We start from the raw sequence: 25,540 nt of genomic DNA, 5'->3' as shown, positions 1-25,540 counted from the left end.
GGCTCTCCGGCTTGGCCCGAAAGCCCCGCCACCCCGGCCCCGCCGGGCTCGCCCCCGGCCTGGCACGTGCCTGACCCGCTCCCGGATCCTCAGCCAGGGCAACGCCTCATGGAACAGCTACCGCGCATAGAAAGTGGGATCGCCGGCCTGGACATCCTGCTCAAAGGGGGGCTGGTCGCCGGGGCGTCCTACATCGTCCAGGGGCGGCCGGGCTCCGGAAAGACCATCTTCGCCAGCCAGATCGCCTTCCACCACGCCGCGCGCGGCGGCCGCGTGCTGTTCGCCACGCTGCTTTCCGAGACGCATGAGCGGCTTTTCCAGTTCCTCTCCACGATGGAGTTCTTCAGGCGCGAAAGGATCGGCGCCGAGATGCAGTTCGTCAGCGCCTTCGACACGCTGGAGAACGAGGGGCTGGATGAGGTGGTGAAGCTGCTCCGGCGCGAGATCAGCCGCCAGAAGGCCTCGGTCATGGTGGTGGATGGCGTGCTGAACGCCCGCTCGCGCGCCGAGACCTCGCTCGACACCAAGCGTTTCATCGCCGAGCTGCAAGGCCATGCCGCCTTCGCCGGCTGCACCGTGCTGTTCCTCACCAGCGCCCGGCTGGACGATGGCAGCCCCGAGCATACCATGGTCGATGGCGTGATCGAGCTGGGGGAGGAGCTGATCGGCAGCCGTTCCATCCGCCGCCTGCACCTGCGCAAGACGCGCGGCAGCGGCGCCATTCCCGGCCTGCACGACTTCGAGATCACCAGCCACGGCCTGGTCGTCCATCCGCGGCTGGAAAGCGTCTGGGGCCGCACCGCCTCGCCGGAGGCGATCGGCACGAGGCGCGAGAGCAGCGGCGTGCCGGCGCTGGACGAGATGCTGGGCGGCGGCCTGCCATCCGCGTCCGTCACGCTGGCCCTGGGGCCGTCGGGCAGCGGCAAGACCACGCTCGGCCTGCACTTCCTGTCCCGCTGCAGCGCGGAGGAGCCGGGCCTGCTGTTCGGCTTCTACGAGACGCCGGAGCGGCTCTGCATGAAGGCCGCCAGCCTGGGGATCGACCTGCGCGGCCTCATCGCCTCGGGCGCGGTCGAGGTCCTGTGGCAGACATCCGCGGAACGCTCGCTGGACGGGCTCGGCCACAAGCTGCTGCAGGCGGTGGAGCGCCGCCGGGTGCGGCGGCTGATGATCGACAGCCTGAGCGGCGTGGCCCGCGCGAGCGCCCGCCCGGAGCGCCTGATAGACTTCCACGCCGCCCTGGCCAACGAGCTGCGCGAGCGGCACGTCACCACGATGGCGAGCTGGGAGATGAACAGCCTGTTCGGCGCCGAGATCCATGCGCCCGCGCCGGAGCTCTCCAGCCTCGTGGACAACCTGCTGATGCTCCGCTTCGTCGAGGCCAAGGCGGATGTGAAGCGCGTCATGGGCATCCTGAAGGTGCGCGACAGCGACTACGACTCCTCGCTGCGGGAGTTCTCCGTTCGCGGCGACGGCATTCATCTCGGGCGCGGCTTCGAGAGGATGGCGTCGGTGCTTTCCGGTGCCGCCACGATTGCGGGGAGCTGACCGCGAGAGCGTTCAGGACGGTACCACATCATGACAACGATCCTGGTCGTGGACGACGAATTCCTCATTACCGACGTGCTTGCCTTCGCCCTGGAGGATGAGGGCTTCATGGTCGTCCGCGCCAGCAACGGCAAGAAGGGCCTCGACGTGCTGGACCGCGAGCGCCCGTCCCTCGTCATCACCGACTACATGATGCCGGTGATGAACGGGGTGGAGTTCGCGCAGGCGATCCACGGACGCCATGGCGAGGGCATGCCCATCATCCTCATGAGCGGCGCGCATGCGGATCTGGCCCGGCAGAGCGGCCACCTCTTCGCCTGCATCTTCGACAAGCCCTTCGTCGTCAGCGAGGTGGTCGACGCCGTCATCCGGCTGGTGGGCCGCCCGGGCTGAGGCCGGCGCCGCCGGCTCAGCCCCCGGCGGGAACAGGGGCGAGCCGCGCGGCGCCGGCCAGATCCGCCGCCCGCAGGCCGTGCAGCGCGTCGAGCAGCGCCACCTGGAAGCTGCCCGGCCCCCGCGCCTCCGCCGCCGCCCGTTCCGCCGCCACGCCCAGCAGCGCCAGCCCGGCCGTGGCCGCCTCCATGGGCGGCAGGCCGGCGCCGAGAAAGGCGCCGATCAGCGCCGTCGCCGTGCAGCCCATGCCGGTCACGCGGGTCAGGAGCGGATGGCCATTGGCCACCGCCACGGCCCGCTCGCCATTCGTCACATGGTCCACCGCCCCCGTGACGGCGACGGTCGCGCCGGTCGAGCGGGCCAGCCGCGCCGCCGCCGCATGCGCCGCCGCCGTGGGGTGGGCGCTGTCCACGCCGCGCGAGGCGGCGCCATCCTCGCCCGCCAGAGCCAGGATCTCGGAGGCGTTGCCGCGCAGCACGTCGGGGCGCAGCGCCGCCATCTCCCGCGCCGCCGCGAGGCGGAAGGGCGTGGCGCCGGCCGCCACGGGGTCGAGGACCCAGGGCCGCCCGGCCGCCCGCGCCGCCGGCACGGCGAGCCGCATGGCGCGCAGCTGCGGCACGGAAAGCGTGCCGATGTTCACCACCAGCGCGGCGGCCCTCGGCGCGAAGTCGGCCACCTCCTCCGCGGCCTGCACCATGGCGGGCGAGGCGCCGGCCGCCAGCAGCGCGTTGGCGGTCACGTTGGCGACGACGACATTGGTGATGTTGTGGACCAGCGGCGCGGCCTGGCGCAGCCTTTCCAGGGCGGCGGCGGCCTGCGCGGCCAGCTCCGTCGCGGTGTTGTCCGGCACGGGTGGAACTCCTCTGGCGTCCCGGCGCGCGGGGCCGGGGTATCCCGGCCATGTTGCGGCGCCGCCCAGCCCGCCACAAGCCGCCGCCCCGGGCTTCTCGCCCGGCGCCCGGGCATCCTCCGTTCGCCGGACCTGCCCTAATCGATGCGGCGCAGGCCCCTGGCGAAGCGCTGCCAGTTCCTCACATAGTTCTGCGCCGAGGCGCGCAGCCCGGCGATGGCCGCCTCGTCCAGCTCCCGCGCCGCCTTGGCGGGCGAGCCGATGATCAGCGAGTTGTCGGGGAACTCCTTGCCCTCGGTCACCAGCGCGTTGGCGCCGATCAGGCAGTTGCGACCGATGCGGGCGTTGTTCAGCACCGTGGCGCCCATGCCGACCAGCGTGCCGTCCCCGATGGTGCAGCCATGCACGATGGCATGGTGGCCGACCGTGACGCCCGCGCCGATGGTCAGCGGCGCGCCGGGATCGGCGTGCAGCATGGCGCCCTCCTGGATGTTGGTGCCGGCGCCGACGGCGATGGGCGTCCTGTCGCCCCGCAGCACGGCGCCGAACCAGATGCCGACATCCTCGCCCAGCGTCACGTCGCCGATCACATGCGCGTCGGGCGCGATCCAGTAGCGGCCAGCCTCCGGCAGGCGGGGGGCGATTCCATCCAGTTCATAGATCGGCATGACATTTCCCGTGGTTTCCTCAGGGCGCAGGATGCGGCAGGGCGCGGCCCCGGTCCAGCGCCCTTGCCGCGGCGCGCCGATGGCTCTAGCGACGGGGCCATGACCCCTTCCCGCACCGCCATCACCGTGCTCGGCGCCTCGGGGCGCACCGGCTCGGCCCTGTGCCGCGCCCTTCTCGCCCGCGGCGACAGCGTCATCCCCGTGGTGCGCGACCGGGCACGCTGGGCAGCGCGTGGCCTGCCGGTCGAGCCCCGCCTCGCCGAGCTGGGCGACCCGGCGGCGCTGAAGGCGGCGCTGGAGGGCGCGGGGCGCATCGTCTCCACCGCCCATGCGCGCTGGACACCCGCCATCCAGCAGGCGGCGGCGGCGGATGCGACGCTGGTGCTGATCGGCTCCACCCGCCGCTTCTCCCGCTGGCCGGATGCGCATGGCGACGGGGTTCGGGCCGGCGAGGCCGCCTTCCTGGCCGGGCCGCAGCCGGGGGTGATGCTGCACCCCACCATGATCTATGGCGCGCAGGGCGAGAACAACGTCCAGCGCCTCGCCGCGCTGCTGCGCCGCCTGCCCGTGGCGCCGCTGCCCGGAGGCGGCCATGCGCTGGTGCAGCCCATTTATCAGGACGACCTGACCGCCTGCCTACTGGCGGCGCTCAACCGTCCCTGGGCGGCGCCGCGCACCCTGGTGGTGGCGGGGCCTGAGCCGGTTGCCTATCGCGACTTCCTGGCGAAGGTGGCGCGTGCGGCAGGCCGCCGGGCACCGCCGGTGCTGCCCATGCCGCTGGCGCCCCTGTTCCTGCTGGGGCGGCTGGCCGCTCTGGTGCCGGGCCTGCCCCGTATCGGCCCGGACGAGCTGCGCCGCCTGACCGAGGACAAGGCCTTCGACATCGCCGAGATGCGCGAGGTGCTGGGGGTCTCGCCCCGGCCGCTGCGCGAGGGCCTGGCCGCCACCTTCCGCCCCTGAGGCCGAGGGGAGCGGCCCCGGAGGCCAGAAGCGTGTCGCCTGCATGACACGAAATGCCACAAAGGCGGGCCTGCCGCACGGCGCCGCGCAACCGCACGTTGTTCAACTCTGTTAAGGCCGCTGAGACGCACGCGCCCGGGAGGGCGAAGCCAGTGACCGACGACAGGCCCGAGACCATGAAGATCCCTTTCCCGCCGACCCTCCGCAGCCTGCCGGACCGGGCGCTCGACACCTGGCTGCGCGGCTGCCTGGAGCACCCGGCGCCTGCCGCGGCGGATCAGGAGATCCCCGCCGAGCTGATGGCCCTCATCCGTTCCGGCAATTGGGGCTGAGGCCGCGTTTGCCAAGGGGGGAGCCGGAAGGCTCCTCCCGCCCGGCATCAGCCTGTCGCCGCGCAGAGCAGCTCCACCGCCTCCGCCCGCCCCAGCACCACGGGCCGGCGCCATGCCGCCAGCTCCTCCGCGCCGCCGAACCCCTCGAACGCTTCCCAGCCCTGGGGCCCGAGGCTGCGGATGGTGCCGCCCGCCGCCTGGACGAGCGCGAAGCCGCCCGCCACATCCCAGGCATTCGGCGCCTCGAACCTCGCCACCTCCAACAGCCCCGCGGCGATGCAGGCGCATTCGATCGCCGCCGAGCCGGTGCGGCGCACCTCCCAGGCGGAGGGAATGTCCGGCGCGCGGTTCGCCAGGCCTGCGAGGCGGCGGCGGATCGCCGGATTGTGGGAGCGCATAACCGGCTCGCCCTCGAAGGAGAGCCCGCCCCCGAGCGCGGCATGGTAGACGGCCGCCCGCAGCGCGTGGCTCGAGGCGCACCACACCGCGCCGGCGACCGGCCGCCCCTCCAGCAGGACGCCCACGGAGCCGGAGAACAGCGGAAAGCCGTTGATGAAGTTCGCCGTACCGTCCACCGGGTCCACCGCCCAGACGAAGGGGCTGCCGAAGGCGGGGCGGTCGGGCATCTCCTCGCCCAGCACGTCATGGCCGGGGAAGCGTTCCGCCAGCCGGGCGCGCATCAGCACCTCCACCGCCCGGTCCACCTCGGAAACCGGATCGCGCAGGCTGACATGGCCCGCGCCATCGCTCTTGTATTCCACCACCAGCGCATGGCCGAGCGCCTGCGCCATCTGCTCCCCGGCCAGCCGGGCCAGTTCCAGCGCCGTGGCCTCGATCTCGGCCAGCAGGGAAGCGCCCAGCCCCTGGGGCAACGCCCTCTTCATGCCCTCCTCCCTCATCTCCTTCCCTCCCTGGCGGGACCGGCGCTTCCGGCGGGGGGGGCACCAGCACGGTGATCGCCTCCGCCTCCAGGCCGAAGCGGATCTCCTCCGGCAGCGGGTCATCCTGGCATTGGTCGTCCCGCCGCACCGGCCCGCAGGGCCAGGACAGGAGGATCTCGCGCGCCGCGCGGCTTTCCGTGGGCGGCGGCCCCTTCTCAGGCGCGAACAGCCAGTCGATCATGCGCTCCCGCCGCTCCGGCGACAGCACGACGAGGTGGAGCCGTCTCCGGGGCTCGCCTGCGGGGCAAGGGCCAGGTTGGGCCCGAAGAGGGGGATGTTCCTCACCTCGGCGAACAGGCTTTCCCCTTCCCAGGGCGCGCCATCCAGCCGGGCCCTGAAGCGCTGCGGCTCGGCATGGGAGAGGATGGTGCGGAAGGCGGCTCGTCCGGCCTCCACCCCTTCCGTCCCGCTCCTGTCGGCATGGTCCGCCGCGCGCGCGAGGGCACCGAAGCCCACCGCCTCCAGAAAGCGCCGCTTCTCGCCCAGCCCCTCGACAACGCCACGGTCGAGGCGCACATGACGGGCCTGGCGCCAGCAATCGGCCAGCGCCTCATGGGAGGCCCAGGGACCGAGCGACCGGGCTCGGTTGTTGGCCGTGCCGAAGGGCAGGATGGCGAGGCGGGTCCGGACGGACATGCGGGCGGCGATGCGGCCCACCGTGCCGTCCCCGCCCGCCACGATGACCAGCTCCGGCTCGTTGTGAAACAGGAGGGCTTTCATGCCGGGTTAACACGGCATGGGCATCGCCGTTCCGCGCTCCGCAGCCTCGGCTTGGCCGCCTCTCCGCAACGTCATGCGGGAACTGAAGAGAGTTGTAGAAAAAAACGGACGAGTTGCGGTAAATCGCATTGAAGAGTTCAGGACTTATCAATCTCTCCGCGAAAGCGGCCAACACTTCGAGTTCCCGATCATGCTACTGTCAAGCAGCGGCGCCCTGACCCGGCCTTTCCGCTCCCGCGTGGATCGACTTCAAAGGACAATCGTCTCGTGAACCTGACGCCTGAACAGGCCGCGGCCGCCATGGCCCGTGGCTGCCGCTTCGTGGCGGCCGACGAACAGCAGGTCGGGCTGTTGTCGATGCAGCGGCGCGTGTTCTGGATCGAGGGAAAGCCCTGCCTCGCCCTGCGGAACGATGGTTTCTACGAGACGGCCGCCACTTTGGGGCGCCTGCTGGAACAGCCGGGGCCGGACCCGGCGGCGGAAGCGCCCCTGGCCGCTGCCGCTCCTGAACCCGTGGCAACGCCCGCCGATATGCCGGCCGCCGAACAGCCGCCGAGCGGGCCGGAAACCGCCGCCACCCCGCCAGCCCCCGCTGCCACCGCCCCGGAAGCAGCGCCGATCTCGGAAGGGCAGGCATCCGCCCCCAGCGGCGATGAACCGGGCGAGGCCCCCGCGCCGGCGCCGGTCCGGAAGGCGGCGCCCGCCTCCCTGGTGCTCACCGCGAACATGGTTTCCCGCTACGTCTCCGCCGCCACGGTGGACAGCAAGGACCTGCCGGAGCTGATCCGCAGCATCCACCGCAGCGTTTGTGCGTTGCACACCAGGACGGACGGAGGCTGAGGCCCGGCGCCGCTCCCAGGCGTGGCCCCGCGGGCGGCCCGCCTGCCGGACGGACAATGCGGAAAGGATGACCGTGACCCCTGCGCTGCATGGACTGGACAGGTTGATCCGCCTGCGCCAGCGCTGGAGCCATCTCCATGCCGGCGCCAGGGAAGCGCCGGCCGATGAGGGCGGGCTGGAGGAGATCGCCGATTTCGGCGCCAATCCGGGCGGGCTGCGGATGCTGGTCCATGTGCCCCCCGGCCTCGGCCCGGACGCGCCGCTGGTGGTGGCGCTGCATGGCTGCACCCAGACGGCCGCCGGGTATGACCGGGGCTGCGGCTGGTCGGTCATGGCGGACCGGCTGGGCTTCGCCGTGCTGCTGCCGGAGCAGCGTTCCGCGAACAATCCCAAGGGCTGCTTCAACTGGTTCGAGCCGGAGCACACGCGGCGGGATGCGGGCGAGGTGGCGTCGATCCGCCAGATGGTGGCATGGATGCTGCGCCGGCACCGGCTGGACCCGCGGCGCGTCTTCGTCACCGGCCTATCCGCCGGCGGCGGCATGGGCATGGCGCTGCTGGCCTGCTACCCGGAGGTGTTCGCGGCCGGCGCCATCATCGCCGGCCTGCCCTACCGCGCCGCAGCCAGCGTGCCGCAGGCCTTCGAGGCGATGTTCCATCCGCAGGCTCGCAGCGCCGCCGAGCGGGCGGCGCCGGTGCGCGCCGCCTCCGCCCATGCCGGCCGCTGGCCGCGCCTTTCCGTCTGGCAGGGCGGCGCCGACCGCACGGTGGCCCCGGCCAATGCGGAGGAGATCCTGAAGCAGTGGCTGGAGCTGCACGGGCTGGCGCTGGAAAGGCCGAGCGGCAGCGCCTCGGCGGATGGCGTGACGCACCGGCTGTGGCTGGGAACGGACGGGCAGCGCCTGGTCGAGGCGCATGGCATCGACCGCCTGGCGCATGGCGTGCCGCTGAACCCCCTGCGCGAGGAAGGGGACGCCGAGGGCCGGCTTGGCCAGGCCGGTCCCTACATGCTGGATGTCGGCCTCTCCTCCACCCATGCCATCCTGGATTTCTGGGGCCTGGCGCCGGCGCCGCAGCGGGCCTTTGTGGTGGACCGGCACGGGGAGGCGCGGGAAGTGACGGAGCGCCCGTCGCTCGCCGCGCGGCTGCTGCGCAAGGCGCTGCGGATCGCGGGCCTGCGGGACGGCTGACCCGGCGGAAGGCCCGCGAAAAACAAGGTGCAATGGGCGGGAGGGTGGAAAGGGCCGCCCGGGCCCGGATTGACCCGCAGGCCCGCCCCGCGCCACAAAGGGTGCGGGCGCCGCACCGGGGCGCCTGCAACCATGGCGGGTGCGCGCATGCGGAATCCCTATCTCGGCCTGCCCGACCACGCCTTCTGGTCCCGCGCCGTGTCGCGCCCTGCCCTTGAGGGCGCGGTGGACCCGCTGGCCGGTTCCCCCTTCACCATCGGCCCGCGCGACGCCGTGGCCACGGCCGGAAGCTGCTTTGCCCAGCACATCGCGCGCCACCTCGTGGCACAGGGCTTCACCTATCTGCGGACGGAAGCCGGCGCCGAGGGGCCGGCCGATCCGCATGGCTACGACCTCTTCTCGGCGCGCTACGGCAACATCTACACCTGCCGGCAATTGCTGCAGACCTTCAACCGCGCCTATGGGCTGTTCGAGCCACAGGACGATGTCTGGCAAAGGCCGGATGGGCGCTTCATCGACGCCTTCCGCCCCCGCATCCTGGAGGCGGGGCATGAAAGCGCCGCCGCGGTGCGGGAAGCGCGCGAGCCGCATCTGCGGGCCATCCGCCGCGCCTTCGAGGAATGCGACGTCTTCGTCTTCACCCTGGGCCTGACGGAAGGCTGGGCCAGCCGGCTGGACGGCGCGGCCTATCCGCTGGCGCCCGGCGTGGCCGGCGCCGGACGTCCCGCCGGGGACTACGCCTTCCACAACTTCACCGCCGCCGAGGTCTGCGCGGACCTCGCGGAGTTCATCGACCGGTTGCGCGCGGTGAACCCCGCCGTGCGGGTGATCCTGACGGTGTCGCCCGTGCCGCTGATCGCCACCTATTCGGCGCGGCATGTGCTGCCCGCCACCATCTACAGCAAGTCCGTACTGCGGGTGGCGGCGCAGGAAGTGGCCGATGCCATGCCAGGCATCCTCTACTTCCCCTCCTTCGAGATCATCACCGGGCCGCAGTCGCGCGGCCGGTATTACGGGGAGGATCTCCGCTCCGTGACGCCGGAGGGGGTGCGGGCGGTGATGGAGGTGTTCAGCCGCCACCTGCTGCGCCAGGCGCCAGCGGATGGCGAGGCCGCTCCGCCGGCCGGGCCCTTCTTCACGCCGCCCCCCGAGGCTCCGGTGGAGGCGGCGGCTCCCCTGGCCGGCCCGCCGGCGCAGACCAGCGCGGTGGACTACGCCGCCGAATACGCCAGGAACCTCGACATCATCTGCGACGAGGAAGAGATCGAGCGCAGCCTGCGCTGAGGCCCGGAGGACATGATGAAGATACTGCTCATCGGCAATTGCCAGGCAGGCAGCTTTCGGGACGCGCTCCAGATCTGGCTGCCGGAGGCCGAGATCGACTTCCTTCCCGCAACCCGCCCGGACACGGCGCGCCGGGCCGAGGACATCGCCGCCGCCATCCCGGGTTACGACCACGCCTTCATCCAGCCCATCGGCGCCGCCCGCTTCGGCCCCCTGCGGCGCCCCGTTCTGGCGCAGGCGGGGCACGCCAACCTGCATTTCATCCCCGGCATCACCTTTGGCGGCTTCCATCCGGACTGCATCTCGCTCGGCGATGCCGAGGGCAACCTCCAGGGTCCGATGGGCACGGCCAGTTCCGCCCTGGTCGCGGCCGCCTTCGCCGCCGGCCTGCCGCCCGCGCGCGCGGCGCGCCTGTTCAACAGCTTCGTCTATGCGCGGCTCGGCTACTTCCAGGAGTTCGCCCTGGCCAGCCGGGCCTTCATCGCGCACATGGAGGGCTTCGGCCTCGATGGCGCGGCGCTGCTGGAAGGCTGGCGCGGCCGCCTCTTCATGCACACCGTGATCCACCCCAAGCCCTATGTCATCTCCGATGTCTGCCACGCCGTGCTGCGGCGGCTCGGCCTGGCGGAGGGAGACAGCGAGCTCGGCGGCGCGCTGGGCGACCGCCTGCTGAACCACCCGGTCTGGCCGCTCTACCCCGAGATCGGCCGCCGGCTCGGCCTGCGCGGCCATCTGCACTTCCGCGGCCCGATCCCCGCCAAGGGCGACCGCGCGCTCGGCGTGATGGACCTGCCCGCCTTCATCGCCCGCAGCTACGAGCACTATGCCACCATGCCGGAGCGGGTGGCGCAGGCCGTGGCCGGGCACAGCCGGGCCGCCGCCGCGCTGGCGCTGCTCCGCGCCGAGCTGAAGCTGGTGGAGGCGGCCGGGGAGGCCGCCGCCTGACGCCCGCCCGCCCGGCCCAGCGCCCACCGCACGGGGCACGGGCACGGGCACGGGCACGGGCACGGGCGGCACTCAGAACATCGCGGTGGGCGCCACGGTGGAGCCGGTGCCGCCCGCGACCTTCAGCGGCTGCAACATGAAGGCGAACTCCGACTGGCTGCGCCGCGCCAGCTCCTCCAGCCGCATGTTCTCCAGCAGGTGCACGCCATGCACCACCAGGGCGAGCTGGTGCACCGGCAGGCTGGCATCCGGCATGGTCTTGGAGGGCGCGCATTCCACCGGCCAGTTGTCGGAGCCCATCAGCATCGGGTTCCGTTGCAGGATCCACTGCGCGGCCGCCACGCCGATGCCGGGGCAGCCCGCCACGTAACGGGCATTCTCCTTGCCCCAGAGCAGGCCCCAGCCGGTGTGGATGATGACGGCGTCGCCCTCCTCCAGCGCCACGCCCTGCCGCTGCAAGGCCTGCTCCAGGTCGGCCACGGTGATCTCGTAATCGTCCGGCAGGGTGGGCACGCCCTTCAGCCCCGCCACGTCGATCATCACGCCACGGGTGAAGATGGTGCCGATCCGGTCCACCCCCATCTCCCTGAAGCCGTCGCGGCCGGCGATGTCCTCGTATTTGACGCAGTTATAGACCTCGTCGCCGATGGTCTGGTGGGGGAAGGCATCGAGCTGCGTGCCGACCTGCCCGATCTCGGCCACCACCACCTCCTCGTTGCTGCCGCGCCGGTTGGCCTGCGGGTTCATGAAGGTGCGCTTCAGATGCACGTCGAAGCGGCGGGTGCCGAAGAAGGGCATGGTCTGGGCCAGGGTGTGGCCCAGCTCCACCATGGTGCCGTTGCGCACCAGCCCGGCGGCGCGCTTGGCGCGCTCGGGCGTCATCAGGTTCATGCTGCCGCGCCGGTCCTGCGGACCCCAGCGGGACGGGCAGCGCTCGGCGGCGGGTGGCGGGCTCCACCGCGGGGGCGTGGCCGACTGGGCCTGGGCGGGCGTGGCGCGCAGCCCGAGATGCGCGCCGCCGCAGCCGAGGCAGGCCGCGCCGAGCAGGAACCGGCGGGACAGGGATTTCATGGCATTCCTCCACAATCTTCGCTTCATGGGCGGCCTCTCGCGGGCCGCGCCCCAGCCTGCGGATGCGCCGGGAGGATGGCCAGCGCCGGCTCCGGCCGGCCTGCCCCCATCAACGCGTTGTGACGGGGAAGCGGTGGCCCGGCCTCAGCGGCGCATCGGGCGGTAGAGCGTGCCGCTCCAGGCGGCGCGGCGCCATGGGCCGTTGTCGAGCCGCGTCTCGATGTCCCGCCAGCCATGGTGGCTCCCGCCGCCCAGCCGCACCCTGTCGGCCAGGAAGGTGCCGATCTCGATGTGCCGGCCCCGCGGCAGGCGTTGCAGGACCACCAGCGGGCAATCCGGGCGGCCGAGCGGCGCGCAGCCACGCGGGGTGGACAGCCGGGCCAGGATCTCGGGCTCGCCATCGCCGTCGAGGTCGAGGCGCAGCGCCGCCACCTCCACCGGCAGGCCATTGGCGCGCACGCGCCGCAGCAGCGGGCCCCGCACCTGCTCCACCGCCGCCAGCGCCGCCGGATCCGCCGCCGCGAAGCGCGCCAGGGGCGCCTCGGCCCGGGCCGGCACGGGCCAGGAGGCCGGCAGCCCCAGCACCATCATCGATGCCATCATCGACGCCAACATCGGCGCCATCATCCGCCCGGCGCGCATCCCATCCTCCTCCTCGACCTCCTGCCGTCCCGCGGAGCCTGGCCCGGGAATGCTTGCGGGGCGGTGAAGCCAGGAGGCTCAGCCGGCGCGGCGGAACAGCACCACCAGGTTGTTGGCCGGCATCTCCTCCACCGCGCCGGGGTGGAACCCGGCGGCGACGGCCTCGTCCGTCACGGCCTCCAGGTCGCGCACGCCCCAGCGCGGGTCCCGCTGGCGCAGGCTCTCGTCGAAGGCGGCATTGCCCGGCGCCGTGTGGGCGCCGCCACGCCGGAAGGGGCCGTAGAGCAGCAGCGGCGCGCCGGGCGGCAGGCAGAGCGCGGCGCCCGCCATCAGGGCCGGCGTGGCGGACCAGGGAGCGATGTGGACCATGTTGACGCAAAGCACCGCATCGGCCCGCGCGACCGGCCAGGGCGCCGCGCGCACGTCGAGCGCCAGGGGCGGGCGGAGATTGGGCAGCGCGGCCTCGGCGGCCCAGGCGGCGATGCTGGCGCGCGCCTCGGGGGTGGGGTCGGTGGGCTGCACCGTCCAGCCCGGCAGGCCGGCGGCGAAGTGCACCGCGTGCTCGCCGCCGCCGCTGGCGATCTCCAGCAGCAGGCCGGTGGGCGGCAGGTGCCGGCGCAGCACGGCCAGGATGGGCTCGCGGTTGCGCAGCGCGGCGGGGGAGGAGATGCGGGGATTGTCGCTCATCCCCCTCCCCTTCCCCGCCGGCGCGGCGCCGTCAAGCGGCGCGCCTCAGCCGCGGCCGAGCAGCGCCGCGCCCATGCGGCGCAGGCCGAGCGCCTGCTGGCGCCACCAGCCGCCCGTGGCCAGCGCCTCCGGCAGCGAGGATTCGCCGGTGGGCGGAAAGCGGTCGCGGCGGAAATCGGCGGTGCCGAACATCCAGTCCCACACTGGCAGCAGCACGCCGTAGTTGCGGCCCTCCTCGCCCGGCGCCAGCTCGCTGTGGTGCAGGCGGTGGAAGCGCGGCGAGACCAGCAGCCGCTCCCCCACCCGGCCGAAGGAAAGGCGCAGATTGGCATGGCTCAGCGCCTCGGCCAGCCGCAGCACCAGCACCACGATGGGGAACTGCCCCGGCGGCACGCCGATCAGCAGCGCGATGGCGCCGAACCAGACAGCGCCGATGACATCGTCGAGGATGTGGTTGCGGTCATCCGTCCAGAAGGTCATCTGCCGCTGCGTGTGGTGGATGGAGTGCAGCGCCCACCACCAGCCGAATGTGTGCTGGAAGCGGTGCCGCCAATATTCGCCGAAATCCAGCACCACGATGTAGACGGCCAGCGCCAGCAGCGGCCATTGCCGCAGCACGGGAAAGAGGGTCTCGAGCGTCGGCGGCACCCAGCCGCTATCGGCCACCAGCCCGGCCAGCCGCGCCTCCATCGAGGCGAAGGCGATGAAGGCCACCAGCGGCAGCAGGCCGAGGCGGGTGAGGAGGGTGTAGAGGATGTCGGTGCGGATGCTGCGCGCATCGGTGCGCGGCTCCACCGGCTTCCAGGCTTCCAGCGGCCGGCACACCAGGTAGATCACCGCCACCTGCAGCACGCCGAATAGCGCGAAGTCCATCCACTCGAAGGCGTCCTCGGCCCATTCCATGAGGCCGAGGGCGTAGAGCACGGGCTGCACCAGCGTCTCGAACAGCCAGCCCTGGCCGGCGAACCAGAGATCCTCAAGCGCGGCGATCATGCGCGCCCTCCCTTTCGGTCATGCGCCCTGCTCCGGCAGGGTGGCGAAGCAGAAGCCCCTGGCCAGCAGGCCGTCCAGCAGATCCGCGAAGACCAGCCCGAACGGCTCGCGCCGGCTGCGCACACCCCAGTGCATCACCAGCACCTCGCCATCCCGGATGCCGCCCAGGGCGCGCCGGAGCAGCGTGGCGTTGGGATGGGCCGCGCTGTCCAGCTCGTCCCCCAGGAAGCCGCGGGCGGTCCAGCCCTGGTGGCGCAGGCCGCAGGCGGCGGCCAGGCGCAGCGCGTTGGGCGTGGTGCGGTCGCCCGGGGCGCGCCACAGCGGCAGCACCCGGGCTTCCGGCGCCATGCGGCGCAGCGCCTCGACCGGCCGTGCCAGCTCGGCGCAGAGCCCGGCGCCGTCCAGCACCTCCGCCCCCTCGCCCCGGCGCGAGGCGTAGCGCACCCGCCCCGGCCCCGGATCGGCGCCGAAGTACCAGTGGCGGAAGGTGTGGCTGGCGAAGGCGTGGCCCTCCGCCGCACGGGCGCGCCAGAACGGCGCCCAGCTCTCCCCCAGGGTGCGGCCGCCCCGGAAATCCGGCTCGTCGGCCACGAAGAGGGTGGCGCGCACGCCGCGCGCGCGCATCGCCCCGGCGATGCTCTCCGCTTCCCGCCCCCATCCCGTGTCGATGGTGAGGTAGAGCGTGCCGGCGCGGCATTGCGCCAGGGCAGGGCGCGCCGCGGAAGATGCCTGCGCCGCAGGCACGGGAATGGCGGGCGGAGGGGTGGAGGGAGCCGGAGAAGGCGCGGCCCCCGCCAGCCGCGGCAGGAGCGGCAGGGCGGCGGCCCCGCCCAGCGCCGCGCGCAGCAGGGCACGCCGGGGCGGCGGCACCGGCATGGCGCTCAGCGCGCCGGCCGGGCGGGCGGCGCCGCGCCCTCCCGGTCCGGGGCGGCGGGAACGGCGACAGGCGCGGCCGGGGTGCCGCTCGGGGTGCCGCTCGGGGCGCTGGCCGGGGCGCTGGCCGGGGCGCTGGCCGGGGCGCTGGCCGGGGTGCTGGCCGGGGTGCTGGCCGGGGCCGCCCCGGCGGACGGAGCCGGAGCGGATGCGGGCACAGGCGCGGAGGCGGATGCGGGGGCGGCTTCCGCCGGGGCCGCCGCGTAGAGGATGCCATGCGGCGAGCGGCCGACGCGCTGGGTTTCCAGCTTGCCCGTCTCCACATCCAGCACGCCGATGCGCCCCTGCCAGCGCAGCGTCACCCAGAGCCGGCCCTGCGGGTCGATGGAAACGCAATCCGGCCCGCCGGGCACCTTCAGCGTCCGCACCACCTCCAGGCTGGCGGGATCGAGCAGGGTGATGCGGCTGTCGACGCGGCTGGTGACATAGATCGCCTTGCCGTCGGGGCTCGGGAACAGGGCGTGCGCGCCGCGCCCGACCGCGATGGTGCGCTCCACCGCCTGGGTGGCGGGGTCCAGCACCGCCACGTGGTCGGCGCCCATGATGCCGACCAGCAGCTTGCCATTATGCCAGATGATGCCCGCCGGCTCCGGCCCCACCGCCGCGCTCCAGAGCGGCTCCATCGTCTCCAGGCTGATGGCGGAGACCGTGCCGCTGCCCTGGAGGGTGACATAGACCACGCGGCCATCGGGGCTGTAGGCGAGGTGGCTCGGCATGTCCGGCATGCCCAGCCGCCGGGCGAGGGAGAGCGAGGCGCCGTCCCAGCGGTAGAGGTCCACCTGGTCCCGCCGCAGGCTGGTGATGACCAGGAAGCGCCCATCGGGGCTGAAGCCGAGATGGTAGGGGTTGGAGAGCGCCTCCCGCCGGATCAGCTCGCCCGTGGCGGGATTGATCATCAGCATCTCGTTGGCGCCGGAATCGCCCACCATCAGGGTGCGGCCATCGGGCGTCAGCGCCAGGTGGTGGACCTCCCGCAGCACGGGAATGCGGCGCAGCTCCGCCCGCGTCTCGCCATCCAGCACCTGGATGGTGGCGTCGCCCGAGTTCAGCACATAGACCAGCCCCGCCGCGCGCGGCGTGGCGGGAGCGCCAAGCAGCAGCGCCAGCGCCGGCAGGGCGGCCAGCCAGGGGGAGGTCAGGGCACGGGGCAGGCGCATGCGGCATGGCTTTCGGGATGAAGGCCCGGCCCGGCCGGGACTTGGCGCTCCCCGAAGGATAGCAGCTTCCTCCGCCCTGCCGCCAGCGAGGGCCGGGCCGGCGCCTGCCCGCCGGGCCCGCGCGCTCACAGCGCCGACTTCTTGTCCTGGTGCACGGCGAGGGAGCCGATGGAGTTGCCGCCATCCACCGTCATGGTGCCGCCCGTCATGTAGGCCGAGGCGCTGCTGGCCAGGTAGACCAGCGCGTTGCCGACATCCTGCGGCGAGCTGGCGCGGCCGAGCGGGATGCCCGCGACCGTGGCCCGCACATGCGCCTCGGGCAGCGGGCTCGCGGTGCTGCCGGGAGCGAAGCCAGGCTCCAGCGCGTTCACCCGGATGCCGTATTCCGCCAGCTCGATGGCGAAGCCCTTGGTCAGCCGGTCCAGCGCCGTCTTGGAGACGCAGTAGGGCACCACGGTGCGGCGCATCCGGCGGGAAGCGCCGGAGGAGATGTTGATGATGCTGCCCTTCACGCCCTTCGCCACCATCTGCCGCGCCAGGGCGCGCGTCAGCAGGAAGGGCGCGCGCAGGTTGACGCCCATGACGCGGTCCCATTCCGCCGCGTCGATGTCGAGCAGGAAGCCGCTCGGATAGACGCCGGCATTGTTCACCAGCACCTCGGCCGCTCCCCAGCGCGCGCCCACCTCGCCGGCCAGCGCCTCGATGGCGGCGGCGTTGGTCAGGTCCACGGCGCGGGCGAAGCCCTCCGCCCCGAGCGGCACCGTGGCGGCGAGCGCCTCCAGGGCCTGCGCGTTCCCATCGGTCAGGCAGAGCGTGGCGCCGGCCCGCGCGAAGGTGTCCACGATCCAGCCGCCGACCACGCCGCAGGCGCCGGTCACGACCACGCGCCGTCCCTTCAGTTCCTGGGTGAAATCCATCGCGTCCTCCTTCTTTGACCGGGTTTCAGCTCCTGCGCGGCCAGTCGCCGGAATCGAAGCGCGCCGCGTCCATGGTCGGCAGGTCGAAGCGGTCGCGCGTCCGGGCATAGCCATGGCCCCCCATGCGGCCCACTGCGTCCAGCGCCACGGGGTCCACATGCAGGCTGTCGTTGACCAGCCCGGCGTGCAGATGCGCGTGCACCACCTCGCCCAGCACGATCTCCCGGGAGGCGCCGATCTCCAGGAAGGAGTGCAGCCGGCATTCCAGCGCCGCCGGCGAGCGGGCGATGCGCGGGCTGGCCACGGCCGTGCCCGGCAGCAGCTCCAGCCCGGCGCGCTCCAGCTCGTCCACCTCCGGCGCGAAGGGCACGGCGCAGACATTCATCGCTTCCACCAGCGCGTCGGAGACGATGTTGACGGTGAAGCAGCCGGTCTCGCGGATGTTGCGTCCCGTGTCCTTGGGCGCGCCGCCGGCGCGGAACTCGATGCCCAGCGCCACGATCGCCGGGTCCGCCGAGAGGCAGTTGAAGAAGCTGTAGGGCGCGGCGTTCGGGCGGCCGGCGGCATCCACCGTCACCACCCAGGCGATGGGGCGCGGCACCACCGTGCCGATCAGCAGCTTGTAGCGCTCGCGCGGCGTCAGCGTGGCGAAGTCGAACTCTCGCGTCTCGGTCATTCGGCAACTCTGTCTCGGAGGGGGCGGCCAGGAGGACGCCGGGGCCCGGGCGCGGCGGCGCCTCCCGCGCTCGCGCCGGGCCGGGCGGTCACGCGCGTCCCGCTCATCGGGCAGGCCAGGGCATGAAGTCCTCCTCGCAGGGGCCGGGACAAGGGCCGGGGCAGGAGCCGGGCCAGGGGCCGCGGGCACCTTGCCTGGGCTTGGCAGCTTCCGGCGGATTTGTATACCGTCTCGTGCCGATCCCGCCGAGGGTGGGCGCCAGGGCCGCCGGCGGCGCGGGAGACAGCCATGACCCAGGACCTGCTGATCACCGACATCCGCCCGATGGGCGGCGCGCCCTCCGCCCTGCTGATCCGGCGCGGCCGCATCGCGGGCCTTGGCCCCGAGGTCGAGGCGCCGCCCGGCGTGCCGGTGGAGCCCGGCGGCGGCGCGCTGCTGATCCCGGGCCTCGTGGAAGCCCACACCCATCTCGACAAGTCCCTGCTCGGCATGGGCTGGCGGCCGCACCAGGCAGGGCCCCGGCTGATCGACAAGATCGACACCGAGCGGCGGCTGAAGCGGGAATGGGGCATCGACCCCCGCCGGCAGTCGGCCCGGCAGGTGGTGCAGTCGATCGGCCACGGCACCACGCATATCCGCACCCATGTGGACATCGACACCGAGCTCGGCCTGTCCGGGCTGGAAGGGGTGATGGCCACGCGCGACGCCTACCGCGACGTGATCGACATCGAGATCGTGGCCTTCCCCCAGTCCGGCCTGCTGGCGCGGCCGGGCACGCTGGCGCTGCTGGAGGCGGGGTTGCGCCTGGGTGCCGACGTGGTGGGCGGCCTCGACCCCTGCGCCATCGACCGCGACCCGGCCGGGCAGCTCGATGCCGTGTTCGGCCTCGCCCAGCGCTTCGGCAGGCCGGTGGACATCCACCTGCACGAGCCCGGCCTGCTCGGCGCCTTCAGCATGGAGCTGATCTTCGAGCGCACCCTGGCGCTCGGCATGCAGGGCCAGGTCGTGATCAGCCACGCCTTCTGCCTGGGCGACGCCGACACCGCCATGGTGGACGGGCTGCTCGACCAGATCGCGGCGCTCGACATCGGCATCATGACCACGGGCTCCGCCAGCCGCCCCGTGCCGCCCGTGGCGAAGCTGCGCGCCCGCGGCATCCGCGTCTGCTCCGGCTCGGACGGCATCCGCGACACCTGGGGCCCCTATGGCGACGCGGACATGCTGGAGCGCGCCATGCTGCTCGGCCTGCGCAACAACTTCCGCCGCGACGACGAGCTGGAGATGGCGCTCTCCGTCTGCACCGAGGGGGGCGCCGCGGTGATGCGGCTGCCGCATTACGGGCTGCGCGTCGGCGATTGCGCCGATGTGGTGCTGGTGCAGGCGGAAACGCTGGCCGAGGCGGTGGTGGCGCATCCACCGCGCCGGCTGGTGGTCAAGCGCGGCCAAGTGGTGGCGCGCGACGGCGTGGCGCTGCCGCGGGCACCCTGAAGGGCGGCGCGCCGCCCCTGTTCAGGCCGCGCCTCGCCCCCAGATGCCGCATGGGAGCAGCCAGGGAGCGGGATCATGGCCCATCCGCAACGTGCCGAGCCGGGACCGGGGCAGGAATCCGTGTGGGACTACCCCCGCCCGCCCCGGCTGGAGCCGGTGGCCGAGCGCCTGCGCGTGGCCTTCGCCGGGCAGCTGATCGCCGACAGCCGCGCCGGATGGCGCGTGCTGGAAACCAGCCACCCGCCCGCCTACTACATCCCGCCGCAGGATATCCGGCTGGATGCACTGCGCCCCGCCCCCGGCGGCTCCTGGTGCGAATGGAAGGGCCGCGCCGCCTACTGGACGCTGGAGCTGGACGGCCGCATCGCGCCCAACGCCGCCTGGAGCTACCCCGATCCCGTGCCGGCCTTCCGCGCCATCGCCGGCTGCCTCGCCTTCTATGCCGGGCGCGTCGATGCCTGCTGGGTGGGCGAGGAGCGGGTCCGCCCGCAGCCCGGCGATTTCTATGGCGGCTGGGTGACGGATCGTGTCGTCGGCCCCTTCAAGGGCGCGCCGGAAACGCGCGGATGGTGAGCCGCCGCGCCCTGCTGCCTGGCTTGGTCCTCCCAGCTCTGGTCCTTCCGGCCGTGGCGCTGCCCTCATCCCCACCGGCGGCGGCCCAGGCGCCCGATCCGTGGGGCGCGCTGCGCGGCGGCGGTCATGTGGCGCTGATGCGCCATGCCACCGCTCCGGGCGGGGGCGACCCGCCCGGCTTCCGCCTAGATGCCTGCGGGACGCAGCGCAACCTGCCCGATGCCGGGCGGGCGGAGGCGGCGCGCATCGGCGGGGCGTTCCGCGCGGCGGGGCTGGCGGCGCTGCCGGTGTTCTCCAGCCAGTGGTGCCGCTGCCTGGAAACGGCCCGCCTGCTCGGCCTCGGCCCGGTGGCGCCGCTGCCGGCGCTCAACTCCTTCTTCGGGAATGGCGGCGAGCGGGAAGCGGCCACCGCCGCGCTGCGCCGCTGGATCGCGGACCAGGCGCCGCGCGGCGCCGCCGTCCTGGTGACGCACCAGGTGAACGTCACGGCGCTGACGGGCATCTTCCCCGCCCCGGGCGAGGTGGCGGTGCTGCGGGCCGACAGCAGCGTGCTGGGCCGCTGGCGCCTGCCGGGCTGACCCCGCCCTCCCCGCCTCGACGAACCGGCCGGAAGCCGACATGGTGGCCGCCCATGCTTCCGCGAGGACACCACACCGCATGACCATGCAGGGCGCGATCCTGGCGCTGGACCAGGGCACAACCTCGACCCGCGCCATCCTGTTCCGGCCGCCCGGGCTGCGGCCGCTGGCCGTGGCGCAGGAGGAGTTCCCGCAGCACTATCCCGCCCCCGGCTGGGTGGAGCACGATGCCGAGGATCTCTGGCGCACCGCCCTCTCGACCCTGCGCGGCGCGCTGGCGAAGGCGGGGCTGGCGGCGAGCGACGTCGCCGCCCTCGGCATCGCCAACCAGCGCGAGACGGTGGTGATCTGGGACCGCGCCACGGGCCGCCCCATCCACAACGCCATCGTCTGGCAGGACCGGCGCACGGCGCGGCGCTGCGCCGATCTCCGCCACGAGGGCCATGGGGAGGCGGTCTCCGCCAGCACGGGCCTGCTGATCGACCCCTATTTCTCCGCCACCAAGATCGCCTGGCTGCTGGACGAGGTGGAAGGGGCGCGCGCCGCCGCCGAGGCGGGCCACCTCGCCTTCGGCACGGTGGACAGCTTCCTGCTCTGGCGGCTCACCGGCGGCCGCGTCCATGCGACGGACGCGACCAACGCCGCCCGCACCCTGCTCTACGACATCCGCGCCGGGCGCTGGGACCCGGCGATGCTGGCGCTGTTCCGCGTGCCCGCCGCCCTGCTGCCGGAGGTGCGCGACTGCGCCGCCGAGTTCGGCCACACCGAGCCTTCCCTGCTCGGCGGCGCCATTCCCATCCGCGGCATCGCCGGCGACCAGCAGGCGGCCACCATCGGCCAGGCCTGCTTCGCGCCCGGCATGGTGAAGGCCACCTACGGCACCGGCTGCTTCACCCTGCTCAACACGGGCGCCCAGCCCGTGCGCTCCCGCAACCGGCTGCTCACCACCATCGCCTACCAGCTCGGCGGCCGGCGGACCTATGCGCTGGAGGGGGCCATCTTCGTCGCCGGGGCGGCGGTGCAGTGGCTGCGCGACGGGCTGGGCCTGATCCGCGCGGCGGAGGAGAGCGGCACGCTCGCGGCCCGCGCCGACCCGGCGCGCCGGCTCTACATGGTGCCCGCCTTCGTGGGCCTCGGCGCGCCGCACTGGGATGCCGAGGCGCGCGGCGCCATCTTCGGCCTGACCCGCGATTCCGGACCGGCCGACTTCGCCCGCGCGGCGCTGGAAAGCGTCGGCTACCAGACGCGTGACCTCCTCGAGGCGATGCACGCCGACTGGGCGATGGCCGGCGAGATCCCGGTGCTGCGCGTCGATGGCGGCCTCGCCGCCTCGGACTGGGCCATGCGGTTCCTGGCGGACCTGCTCGACGCGCCGGTGGACCGGCCGGCGGTGCGGGAAACCACGGCGCTCGGCGCGGCCTATCTGGCGGGGCTGCAATCGGGCCTGTGCCCGGAGCCGGAGGGCTTCGCGGCGGGCTGGCAGCTGGAGCGGCGCTTCGAGCCCGGCATGCCGCCCAAGGCCCGGGAGGCGGCCTATGCCGGGTGGCGCGACGCGGTGCGGCGAACGCTCTCCTCCCCGCGCTGAGCCAGGGCCCCGGCCGGGCATCCGGCCTGGTGCCCGGCCGAATGGCGGCGGCGGGAAGCGCCGGGCGGCGAAGGCCGGTCTCCGCCGCCGGCTGGCCGGCGCCCTGTTGCCCCGCCTCGTCCAGCGCGCGTATGGACAGACGCGATGCGCCACTTCCCCATCTTCCTGGACCTTCAGGGCCGCGACGTGCTGCTGCTGGGCGGCGGCGAGGCGCTGGAGGCCAAGGCCGCGCTGCTGGAGGAGGCCGGCGCGCGCCCGCGCCGCGCCGCGCGCTTCGCGCCGGACCTGCTGGAAGGCATCGCGCTGGCCTGCGCCGCCGGCGCGCCGGAGGAGGATCTCCGCGCCCTTCACGACGCCTGCCGCGCCCGCGGCATTCCGGTGAACGTGGTGGACCGGCCGGAGCTGTGCGGCTTCGTCACCCCCGCCATCGTCGACCGCGACCCCATCACCATCGCCATCGGCACGGGGGGCGCGGCGCCGGTGCTGGCGCGCATGGCGCGGCAGCGCGTCGAAACCGTGCTGGCACCGGGGCTCGGCCGGGTGGCGGCGATGGCGCGGCACTTCCGGCAGGCCGTGCGCGCGCGCCTGCCCGGCCTCGCCGCCCGCCGCCGCTTCCTCGACGCCGCCCTTTCCGGCCCCGCCGCCCGCCTCGCCGAGGAGGGGCGCGAGGCGGAGGCGCACGCCGCCTTCGCGGCCGCGCTGGAACGGGCCGAGGCGGCGCCCGCGGGCAGCGTGCATCTGGTGGGCGCCGGCCCCGGCGCGGCCGACCTGCTCACCCTGCGGGCGCTGCGGCTGCTGGGCGAGGCGGATGTCGTCGTGCATGACCGGCTGGTGCCGGATGAGGTGCTGGCGCTGGCGCGGCGCGACGCGCGGCGCATCTATGTCGGCAAGGTGCGCGCGCATCACTGCGTGCCGCAGGGCGAGATCAACGCGCTGCTGGTCCGCCTGGCGCGGGAGGGGCTGAAGGTGGTGCGGCTCAAGGGCGGCGATCCCTTCATCTTCGGCCGGGGCGGCGAGGAGAAGGAGGCGGTGGAGGCCGCCGGCATCGCCTGCGAGGTGGTGCCCGGCATCACCGCGGCCCTGGCCTGCGCGGCGCAGGCCGGCATCCCCCTGACGCACCGCGACGCGGCCCGCAGCCTGACCCTCGTCACCGGCCACACGCGGGATGGCCGGCTGGATGTGAACTTTGCCAGCCTGGCCCAGCCCGGCCAGACCGTGGCGGTCTATATGGGCGTCACCACCCTGCCCCTGCTGTTCGAGGGCATCGTCGCGGCGGGCGGCGACCCCGCGCAGCCGGCCGCCTTCATCGAGCGCGGCGGCACGCCCCGGCAGCGCGTGCTGCGCGGCAGCTTCGCCGAGGTGGCGCGCCGGGCGGGTGGCTGGGTGGAGGATGGGCCGGCCCTGCTGCTGCTGGGCGAGGCCTGCGCGCGGGGCGCCCCGCTGGCCGGCGCGACGGGCGGCGCAACGGGCGGCGCAAAGGGCGGCGGGGAGCAGGCCGCGCGGGGCGGCTGACCGCCGCCCTTGACCTGCCCAGCAACCGGGGCCATGGCCGCGCGTTGCCAGGGCCAGTATGCCGCCGGCGCAACAAGGATGAACGACAATGCGGCTCGATGGCCCGGAAAGCAGGAATGTCGAGGACCGGCGGGGCCGCGGCGGTGGTCGCGGCGGGGGCCGTGGCATCGCGGTGGGCGGTGGCCTGGGCGGCGTGGTGCTGGTGGTGATCCTCCTGGCGCTCGGCATCGACCCGTCCGTGCTGCTCACCGAGGATGGCGGCATGCCGGCGCAGCGGACGGAGCAGGCCCGCCCCGGCGTTGGCTCGGGCGGCAGCGAGATCACGGGCGGCGACGCGGAGCGCCGCTTCGTCGCGCAGGTGCTGGGCGACACGGAGCTGGTGTGGAAGGCGCAGTTCCGCCAGTTGGGCCGGCCCTACCAGGACCCGGTGCTGGTGCTGTTCAACGGCGCCGTGCAGTCCGGCTGCGGCGCGGCGCAGTCCCAGGTCGGCCCGTTCTACTGCCCGAACGACCAGCGCATCTACATCGACCTCGACTTCATGGCGCAGCTGCAGCGGCAGCTCGGCGCCAATGGCGACTTCGCCGCCGCCTACATCATCGCGCACGAGGTGGGGCACCATGTGCAGCAGCAGCTCGGCGTCCTGGAGCTGACGCGCTCCCTGCAGCGGCAGACCGGCAATCCGGCCGAGGCCAATGCCATCCAGGTGCGGGTCGAATTGCAGGCGGACTGCTTCGCCGGCCTCTGGGCGAAGCAGGCCGACCAGGCCCGCGCCATCCTGGAGCGGGGCGACGTGGAGGAAGGGCTGAACGCCGCCGCCGCCGTGGGCGACGACCGCCTGCAACGGCGCGCGCAAGGCCGCGTGCAGCCGGAAAGCTTCACCCATGGCTCGTCGCAGGACCGGGTGCGCTGGTTCCGCACCGGGCTGGAGCGCGGCGAGCTGGCCGCCTGCGACACCTTCGCCGGGCTGCGCTGAACACGCGCGGCCTTGACGCCCGCCGGCAGGTGGTGGCCCATGCTCACGCCACCTGCCGGACACCGACTCCCGCATGACCGCATCGCCGCTTCCGGCCCTTCCCCCGGCTCCTCCGCTGGCGCTGACCATGGGCGAACCCGCCGGGATCGGCGGCGAGATCGCGGCGCGCGCCTGGGCCGCCCTGCGCGAGACCGGCCCGGCCTTTCTCTTTCTCGGCGATCCCTCCCTTCTGGGCGGCGTGCCCCACCAGGTGGTGGAAAGCCCGGCCGCGGCCACGGCCATCTTCCCCGCAGCCCTGCCGGTGCTGCCGCTGCCGCTGGCGGCGCCCGTGCGGCCCGGCCGGCCGGACCCGCGCAACGCGCCCCCCGTCATCGCCGCCATCGAGCGCGCCGTGGCGCTGGCGCGCGCGGGGGAGGTGGGCGCGGTGGTCACCAACCCGATCCAGAAATCGGTGCTCACCGCCACGGGCTTCCCGCATCCCGGCCACACCGAGTTCCTCGCCGCCCTGGCGCCCGGCGGGGGGCCTCCGGTGATGATGCTGACGGCCGCCGGGCTGCGCGCCGTGCCGGTCACCATCCACCAGTCGCTGCGCAGCGCCATCGAGAGCCTGACGGTGGAGCGGATCGTGACCACGGGCCGCGCCACGGCGGAGGGGCTGCGGCGGGATTTCGGCATCGCCGCGCCGCGGCTGGCGCTGGCCGGGCTGAACCCGCATGCCGGCGAGGACGGCACCATGGGCACCGAGGAGCGGGACATCATAGCCCCCGCCATCGCCGCGCTGCGCGCGGAGGGGATCGACGCGCGCGGCCCCTACCCGGCCGACACGCTGTTCACCCCCCAGGCCCGCGCCGGCTATGACGCGGCGCTTGGCATGTATCACGACCAGGCGCTGATCCCGGTGAAGACGCTCGACATGCATGGCGGGGTGAACGTCACCCTGGGCCTCGCCGTCGTGCGCACCAGCCCCGATCATGGCACCGCGCTCGACATCGCCGGCCAGGGCCGGGCCGATCCGGGCAGCCTGGTCGCCGCCCTGCGGCTGGCCGCCGAGCTTGCCGCTCATCGCAGGAGAGAGAGTCCGTGAC

The 25,540-nt window shown here is 73.9% G+C and carries 27 protein-coding genes; 15 read left to right on the top strand and 12 right to left on the bottom strand.

The window, feature by feature from the left end; all coding sequences use genetic code 11:
- Window positions 1–108 precede the first annotated feature (108 nt).
- Both CR162_RS09260 and CR162_RS09255 read left to right on the top strand, forming a co-directional pair.
- Window positions 109–1,548 (top strand): ATPase domain-containing protein, encoded by a 1,440-nt coding sequence (locus CR162_RS09260; protein ID WP_099095256.1) that lies wholly within the window; start codon window positions 109–111, stop codon window positions 1,546–1,548.
- 30 nt (window positions 1,549–1,578) lie between these two features.
- On the top strand, window positions 1,579–1,941 hold the full coding sequence (locus CR162_RS09255) for a response regulator (RefSeq protein WP_099095255.1): 363 nt from the start codon (window positions 1,579–1,581) through the stop codon (window positions 1,939–1,941).
- Window positions 1,942–1,957: 16 nt separating this feature from the next.
- On the opposite strand, the gene thiM is transcribed toward CR162_RS09255, so the two are convergent.
- Window positions 1,958–2,791, bottom strand: a complete 834-nt coding sequence (gene thiM, locus CR162_RS09250; protein ID WP_245870224.1) for a hydroxyethylthiazole kinase — start codon at window positions 2,789–2,791, stop codon at window positions 1,958–1,960.
- A 137-nt stretch (window positions 2,792–2,928) separates the two neighbouring features.
- Window positions 2,929–3,459, bottom strand: coding sequence for a gamma carbonic anhydrase family protein (locus CR162_RS09245; protein WP_099095254.1), 531 nt, complete (start codon window positions 3,457–3,459; stop codon window positions 2,929–2,931).
- 99 nt (window positions 3,460–3,558) lie between these two features.
- Here CR162_RS09245 and CR162_RS09240 point away from each other — a divergent pair, with 99 nt between their 5' ends.
- Complete coding sequence (locus tag CR162_RS09240) at window positions 3,559–4,419, top strand: NAD(P)H-binding protein (RefSeq protein WP_099095284.1); 861 nt, start codon at window positions 3,559–3,561, stop codon at window positions 4,417–4,419.
- 176 nt (window positions 4,420–4,595) lie between these two features.
- Window positions 4,596–4,751: a hypothetical protein gene (locus CR162_RS22340; RefSeq protein WP_176559789.1), complete on the top strand. Its 156-nt coding sequence runs from the start codon at window positions 4,596–4,598 to the stop codon at window positions 4,749–4,751.
- Window positions 4,752–4,798: 47 nt separating this feature from the next.
- Here the strand turns inward: CR162_RS22340 and CR162_RS09230 are convergent, their stop codons facing one another.
- On the bottom strand, window positions 4,799–5,635 hold the full coding sequence (locus CR162_RS09230) for an inositol monophosphatase family protein (RefSeq protein WP_099095283.1): 837 nt from the start codon (window positions 5,633–5,635) through the stop codon (window positions 4,799–4,801).
- Between the two features lie 234 nt (window positions 5,636–5,869).
- Window positions 5,870–6,412 carry a diacylglycerol/lipid kinase family protein gene (locus CR162_RS09225; RefSeq protein WP_099095252.1) on the bottom strand — a complete coding sequence of 181 codons (543 nt, stop codon included), beginning with the start codon at window positions 6,410–6,412 and terminating at the stop codon, window positions 5,870–5,872.
- Window positions 6,413–6,679: 267 nt separating this feature from the next.
- Here CR162_RS09225 and CR162_RS09220 point away from each other — a divergent pair, with 267 nt between their 5' ends.
- The 4 genes from CR162_RS09220 to CR162_RS09205 all read left to right on the top strand — a co-directional run bounded on the left by CR162_RS09220 (window position 6,680) and on the right by CR162_RS09205 (window position 10,670).
- Window positions 6,680–7,252: a hypothetical protein gene (locus CR162_RS09220; RefSeq protein WP_099095251.1), complete on the top strand. Its 573-nt coding sequence runs from the start codon at window positions 6,680–6,682 to the stop codon at window positions 7,250–7,252.
- A 67-nt stretch (window positions 7,253–7,319) separates the two neighbouring features.
- A complete protein-coding gene (locus CR162_RS09215) occupies window positions 7,320–8,441 on the top strand; it encodes an extracellular catalytic domain type 1 short-chain-length polyhydroxyalkanoate depolymerase (protein ID WP_245870223.1) in 1,122 nt (373 codons plus the stop codon).
- A 147-nt stretch (window positions 8,442–8,588) separates the two neighbouring features.
- The gene (locus tag CR162_RS09210; RefSeq protein WP_099095281.1) at window positions 8,589–9,725 is read left to right on the top strand and encodes a GSCFA domain-containing protein; all 1,137 of its coding nucleotides are present in this window, start codon (window positions 8,589–8,591) and stop codon (window positions 9,723–9,725) included.
- A 15-nt stretch (window positions 9,726–9,740) separates the two neighbouring features.
- Window positions 9,741–10,670, top strand: coding sequence for a WcbI family polysaccharide biosynthesis putative acetyltransferase (locus CR162_RS09205; RefSeq protein WP_099095250.1), 930 nt, complete (start codon window positions 9,741–9,743; stop codon window positions 10,668–10,670).
- Window positions 10,671–10,742: 72 nt separating this feature from the next.
- Here the strand turns inward: CR162_RS09205 and CR162_RS09200 are convergent, their stop codons facing one another.
- The 8 genes from CR162_RS09200 to CR162_RS09165 form a co-directional block, all read right to left on the bottom strand.
- Entirely contained in the window at window positions 10,743–11,741 is a 999-nt protein-coding gene (locus CR162_RS09200; protein WP_176559788.1) for a cyclase family protein, read from the bottom strand.
- 144 nt (window positions 11,742–11,885) lie between these two features.
- On the bottom strand, window positions 11,886–12,344 hold the full coding sequence (locus CR162_RS09195) for a hypothetical protein (protein WP_141563118.1): 459 nt from the start codon (window positions 12,342–12,344) through the stop codon (window positions 11,886–11,888).
- A gap of 117 nt (window positions 12,345–12,461) precedes the next feature.
- Window positions 12,462–13,070 carry a DUF938 domain-containing protein gene (locus CR162_RS09190; protein ID WP_099095247.1) on the bottom strand — a complete coding sequence of 203 codons (609 nt, stop codon included), beginning with the start codon at window positions 13,068–13,070 and terminating at the stop codon, window positions 12,462–12,464.
- Window positions 13,071–13,115: 45 nt separating this feature from the next.
- The gene (locus CR162_RS09185; RefSeq protein WP_099095246.1) at window positions 13,116–14,063 is read right to left on the bottom strand and encodes a sterol desaturase family protein; all 948 of its coding nucleotides are present in this window, start codon (window positions 14,061–14,063) and stop codon (window positions 13,116–13,118) included.
- Between the two features lie 18 nt (window positions 14,064–14,081).
- Window positions 14,082–14,939, bottom strand: coding sequence for a polysaccharide deacetylase family protein (locus CR162_RS09180; RefSeq protein ID WP_099095245.1), 858 nt, complete (start codon window positions 14,937–14,939; stop codon window positions 14,082–14,084).
- A gap of 5 nt (window positions 14,940–14,944) precedes the next feature.
- Window positions 14,945–16,153, bottom strand: coding sequence for a YncE family protein (locus CR162_RS23085; protein ID WP_099095244.1), 1,209 nt, complete (start codon window positions 16,151–16,153; stop codon window positions 14,945–14,947).
- Window positions 16,154–16,278: 125 nt separating this feature from the next.
- Window positions 16,279–17,070, bottom strand: a complete 792-nt coding sequence (locus tag CR162_RS09170) for an SDR family NAD(P)-dependent oxidoreductase (RefSeq protein ID WP_099095243.1) — start codon at window positions 17,068–17,070, stop codon at window positions 16,279–16,281.
- A 25-nt stretch (window positions 17,071–17,095) separates the two neighbouring features.
- A complete protein-coding gene (locus CR162_RS09165; protein WP_099095242.1) occupies window positions 17,096–17,746 on the bottom strand; it encodes a flavin reductase family protein in 651 nt (216 codons plus the stop codon).
- 288 nt (window positions 17,747–18,034) lie between these two features.
- On the opposite strand from CR162_RS09165, the gene CR162_RS09160 reads away from it, so the two are divergent.
- The 7 genes from CR162_RS09160 (at window position 18,035) to pdxA (ending at window position 25,539) form a co-directional block, all read left to right on the top strand.
- Window positions 18,035–19,234 carry an amidohydrolase family protein gene (locus CR162_RS09160; protein ID WP_099095241.1) on the top strand — a complete coding sequence of 400 codons (1,200 nt, stop codon included), beginning with the start codon at window positions 18,035–18,037 and terminating at the stop codon, window positions 19,232–19,234.
- Between the two features lie 75 nt (window positions 19,235–19,309).
- Entirely contained in the window at window positions 19,310–19,807 is a 498-nt protein-coding gene (locus tag CR162_RS09155) for a DUF427 domain-containing protein (RefSeq protein ID WP_099095240.1), read from the top strand.
- Window positions 19,801–20,385, top strand: coding sequence for a histidine phosphatase family protein (locus CR162_RS09150; protein ID WP_099095239.1), 585 nt, complete (start codon window positions 19,801–19,803; stop codon window positions 20,383–20,385). The genes CR162_RS09155 and CR162_RS09150 overlap by 7 nt, the downstream gene beginning before the upstream one ends.
- A gap of 79 nt (window positions 20,386–20,464) precedes the next feature.
- Window positions 20,465–21,970: a glycerol kinase GlpK gene (gene glpK / locus CR162_RS09145; protein ID WP_218014863.1), complete on the top strand. Its 1,506-nt coding sequence runs from the start codon at window positions 20,465–20,467 to the stop codon at window positions 21,968–21,970.
- 144 nt (window positions 21,971–22,114) lie between these two features.
- Window positions 22,115–23,482, top strand: coding sequence for a siroheme synthase CysG (cysG, locus tag CR162_RS09140; protein ID WP_099095238.1), 1,368 nt, complete (start codon window positions 22,115–22,117; stop codon window positions 23,480–23,482).
- A gap of 88 nt (window positions 23,483–23,570) precedes the next feature.
- A complete protein-coding gene (gene ypfJ / locus CR162_RS09135; RefSeq protein WP_099095237.1) occupies window positions 23,571–24,455 on the top strand; it encodes a KPN_02809 family neutral zinc metallopeptidase in 885 nt (294 codons plus the stop codon).
- Window positions 24,456–24,528: 73 nt separating this feature from the next.
- Window positions 24,529–25,539 carry a 4-hydroxythreonine-4-phosphate dehydrogenase PdxA gene (gene pdxA / locus CR162_RS09130; RefSeq protein WP_099095236.1) on the top strand — a complete coding sequence of 337 codons (1,011 nt, stop codon included), beginning with the start codon at window positions 24,529–24,531 and terminating at the stop codon, window positions 25,537–25,539.
- Window position 25,540: the final 1 nt, after the last annotated feature.

Source organism: Teichococcus rhizosphaerae (assembly GCF_002631185.1).
In the GTDB taxonomy this organism is placed as follows: domain Bacteria; phylum Pseudomonadota; class Alphaproteobacteria; order Acetobacterales; family Acetobacteraceae; genus Pseudoroseomonas; species Pseudoroseomonas rhizosphaerae.
Note: the sequence above shows the minus strand (reverse complement) of the source record. Positions and strands in the feature narration are given on the sequence as shown.

Coding starts and splice junctions, on each gene's coding strand:
- CR162_RS09260 (WP_099095256.1), top strand. CDS start 109: ATGGAACAGCTACCGCGCATAGAAAGTGGGATCGCCGGCCTGGACATC.
- CR162_RS09255 (WP_099095255.1), top strand. CDS start 1,579: ATGACAACGATCCTGGTCGTGGACGACGAATTCCTCATTACCGACGTG.
- CR162_RS09245 (WP_099095254.1), bottom strand. CDS start 3,459: ATGCCGATCTATGAACTGGATGGAATCGCCCCCCGCCTGCCGGAGGCT.
- CR162_RS09240 (WP_099095284.1), top strand. CDS start 3,559: ATGACCCCTTCCCGCACCGCCATCACCGTGCTCGGCGCCTCGGGGCGC.
- CR162_RS22340 (WP_176559789.1), top strand. CDS start 4,596: ATGAAGATCCCTTTCCCGCCGACCCTCCGCAGCCTGCCGGACCGGGCG.
- CR162_RS09230 (WP_099095283.1), bottom strand. CDS start 5,635: ATGAAGAGGGCGTTGCCCCAGGGGCTGGGCGCTTCCCTGCTGGCCGAG.
- CR162_RS09225 (WP_099095252.1), bottom strand. CDS start 6,412: ATGAAAGCCCTCCTGTTTCACAACGAGCCGGAGCTGGTCATCGTGGCG.
- CR162_RS09215 (WP_245870223.1), top strand. CDS start 7,320: ATGACCGTGACCCCTGCGCTGCATGGACTGGACAGGTTGATCCGCCTG.
- CR162_RS09210 (WP_099095281.1), top strand. CDS start 8,589: ATGCGGAATCCCTATCTCGGCCTGCCCGACCACGCCTTCTGGTCCCGC.
- CR162_RS09205 (WP_099095250.1), top strand. CDS start 9,741: ATGAAGATACTGCTCATCGGCAATTGCCAGGCAGGCAGCTTTCGGGAC.
- CR162_RS09200 (WP_176559788.1), bottom strand. CDS start 11,741: ATGAAATCCCTGTCCCGCCGGTTCCTGCTCGGCGCGGCCTGCCTCGGC.
- CR162_RS09195 (WP_141563118.1), bottom strand. CDS start 12,344: ATGATGGCATCGATGATGGTGCTGGGGCTGCCGGCCTCCTGGCCCGTG.
- CR162_RS09190 (WP_099095247.1), bottom strand. CDS start 13,070: ATGAGCGACAATCCCCGCATCTCCTCCCCCGCCGCGCTGCGCAACCGC.
- CR162_RS09185 (WP_099095246.1), bottom strand. CDS start 14,063: ATGATCGCCGCGCTTGAGGATCTCTGGTTCGCCGGCCAGGGCTGGCTG.
- CR162_RS09180 (WP_099095245.1), bottom strand. CDS start 14,939: ATGCCGGTGCCGCCGCCCCGGCGTGCCCTGCTGCGCGCGGCGCTGGGC.
- CR162_RS23085 (WP_099095244.1), bottom strand. CDS start 16,153: ATGCGCCTGCCCCGTGCCCTGACCTCCCCCTGGCTGGCCGCCCTGCCG.
- CR162_RS09170 (WP_099095243.1), bottom strand. CDS start 17,070: ATGGATTTCACCCAGGAACTGAAGGGACGGCGCGTGGTCGTGACCGGC.
- CR162_RS09165 (WP_099095242.1), bottom strand. CDS start 17,746: ATGACCGAGACGCGAGAGTTCGACTTCGCCACGCTGACGCCGCGCGAG.
- CR162_RS09160 (WP_099095241.1), top strand. CDS start 18,035: ATGACCCAGGACCTGCTGATCACCGACATCCGCCCGATGGGCGGCGCG.
- CR162_RS09155 (WP_099095240.1), top strand. CDS start 19,310: ATGGCCCATCCGCAACGTGCCGAGCCGGGACCGGGGCAGGAATCCGTG.
- CR162_RS09150 (WP_099095239.1), top strand. CDS start 19,801: ATGGTGAGCCGCCGCGCCCTGCTGCCTGGCTTGGTCCTCCCAGCTCTG.
- glpK (WP_218014863.1), top strand. CDS start 20,465: ATGACCATGCAGGGCGCGATCCTGGCGCTGGACCAGGGCACAACCTCG.
- cysG (WP_099095238.1), top strand. CDS start 22,115: ATGCGCCACTTCCCCATCTTCCTGGACCTTCAGGGCCGCGACGTGCTG.
- ypfJ (WP_099095237.1), top strand. CDS start 23,571: ATGCGGCTCGATGGCCCGGAAAGCAGGAATGTCGAGGACCGGCGGGGC.
- pdxA (WP_099095236.1), top strand. CDS start 24,529: ATGACCGCATCGCCGCTTCCGGCCCTTCCCCCGGCTCCTCCGCTGGCG.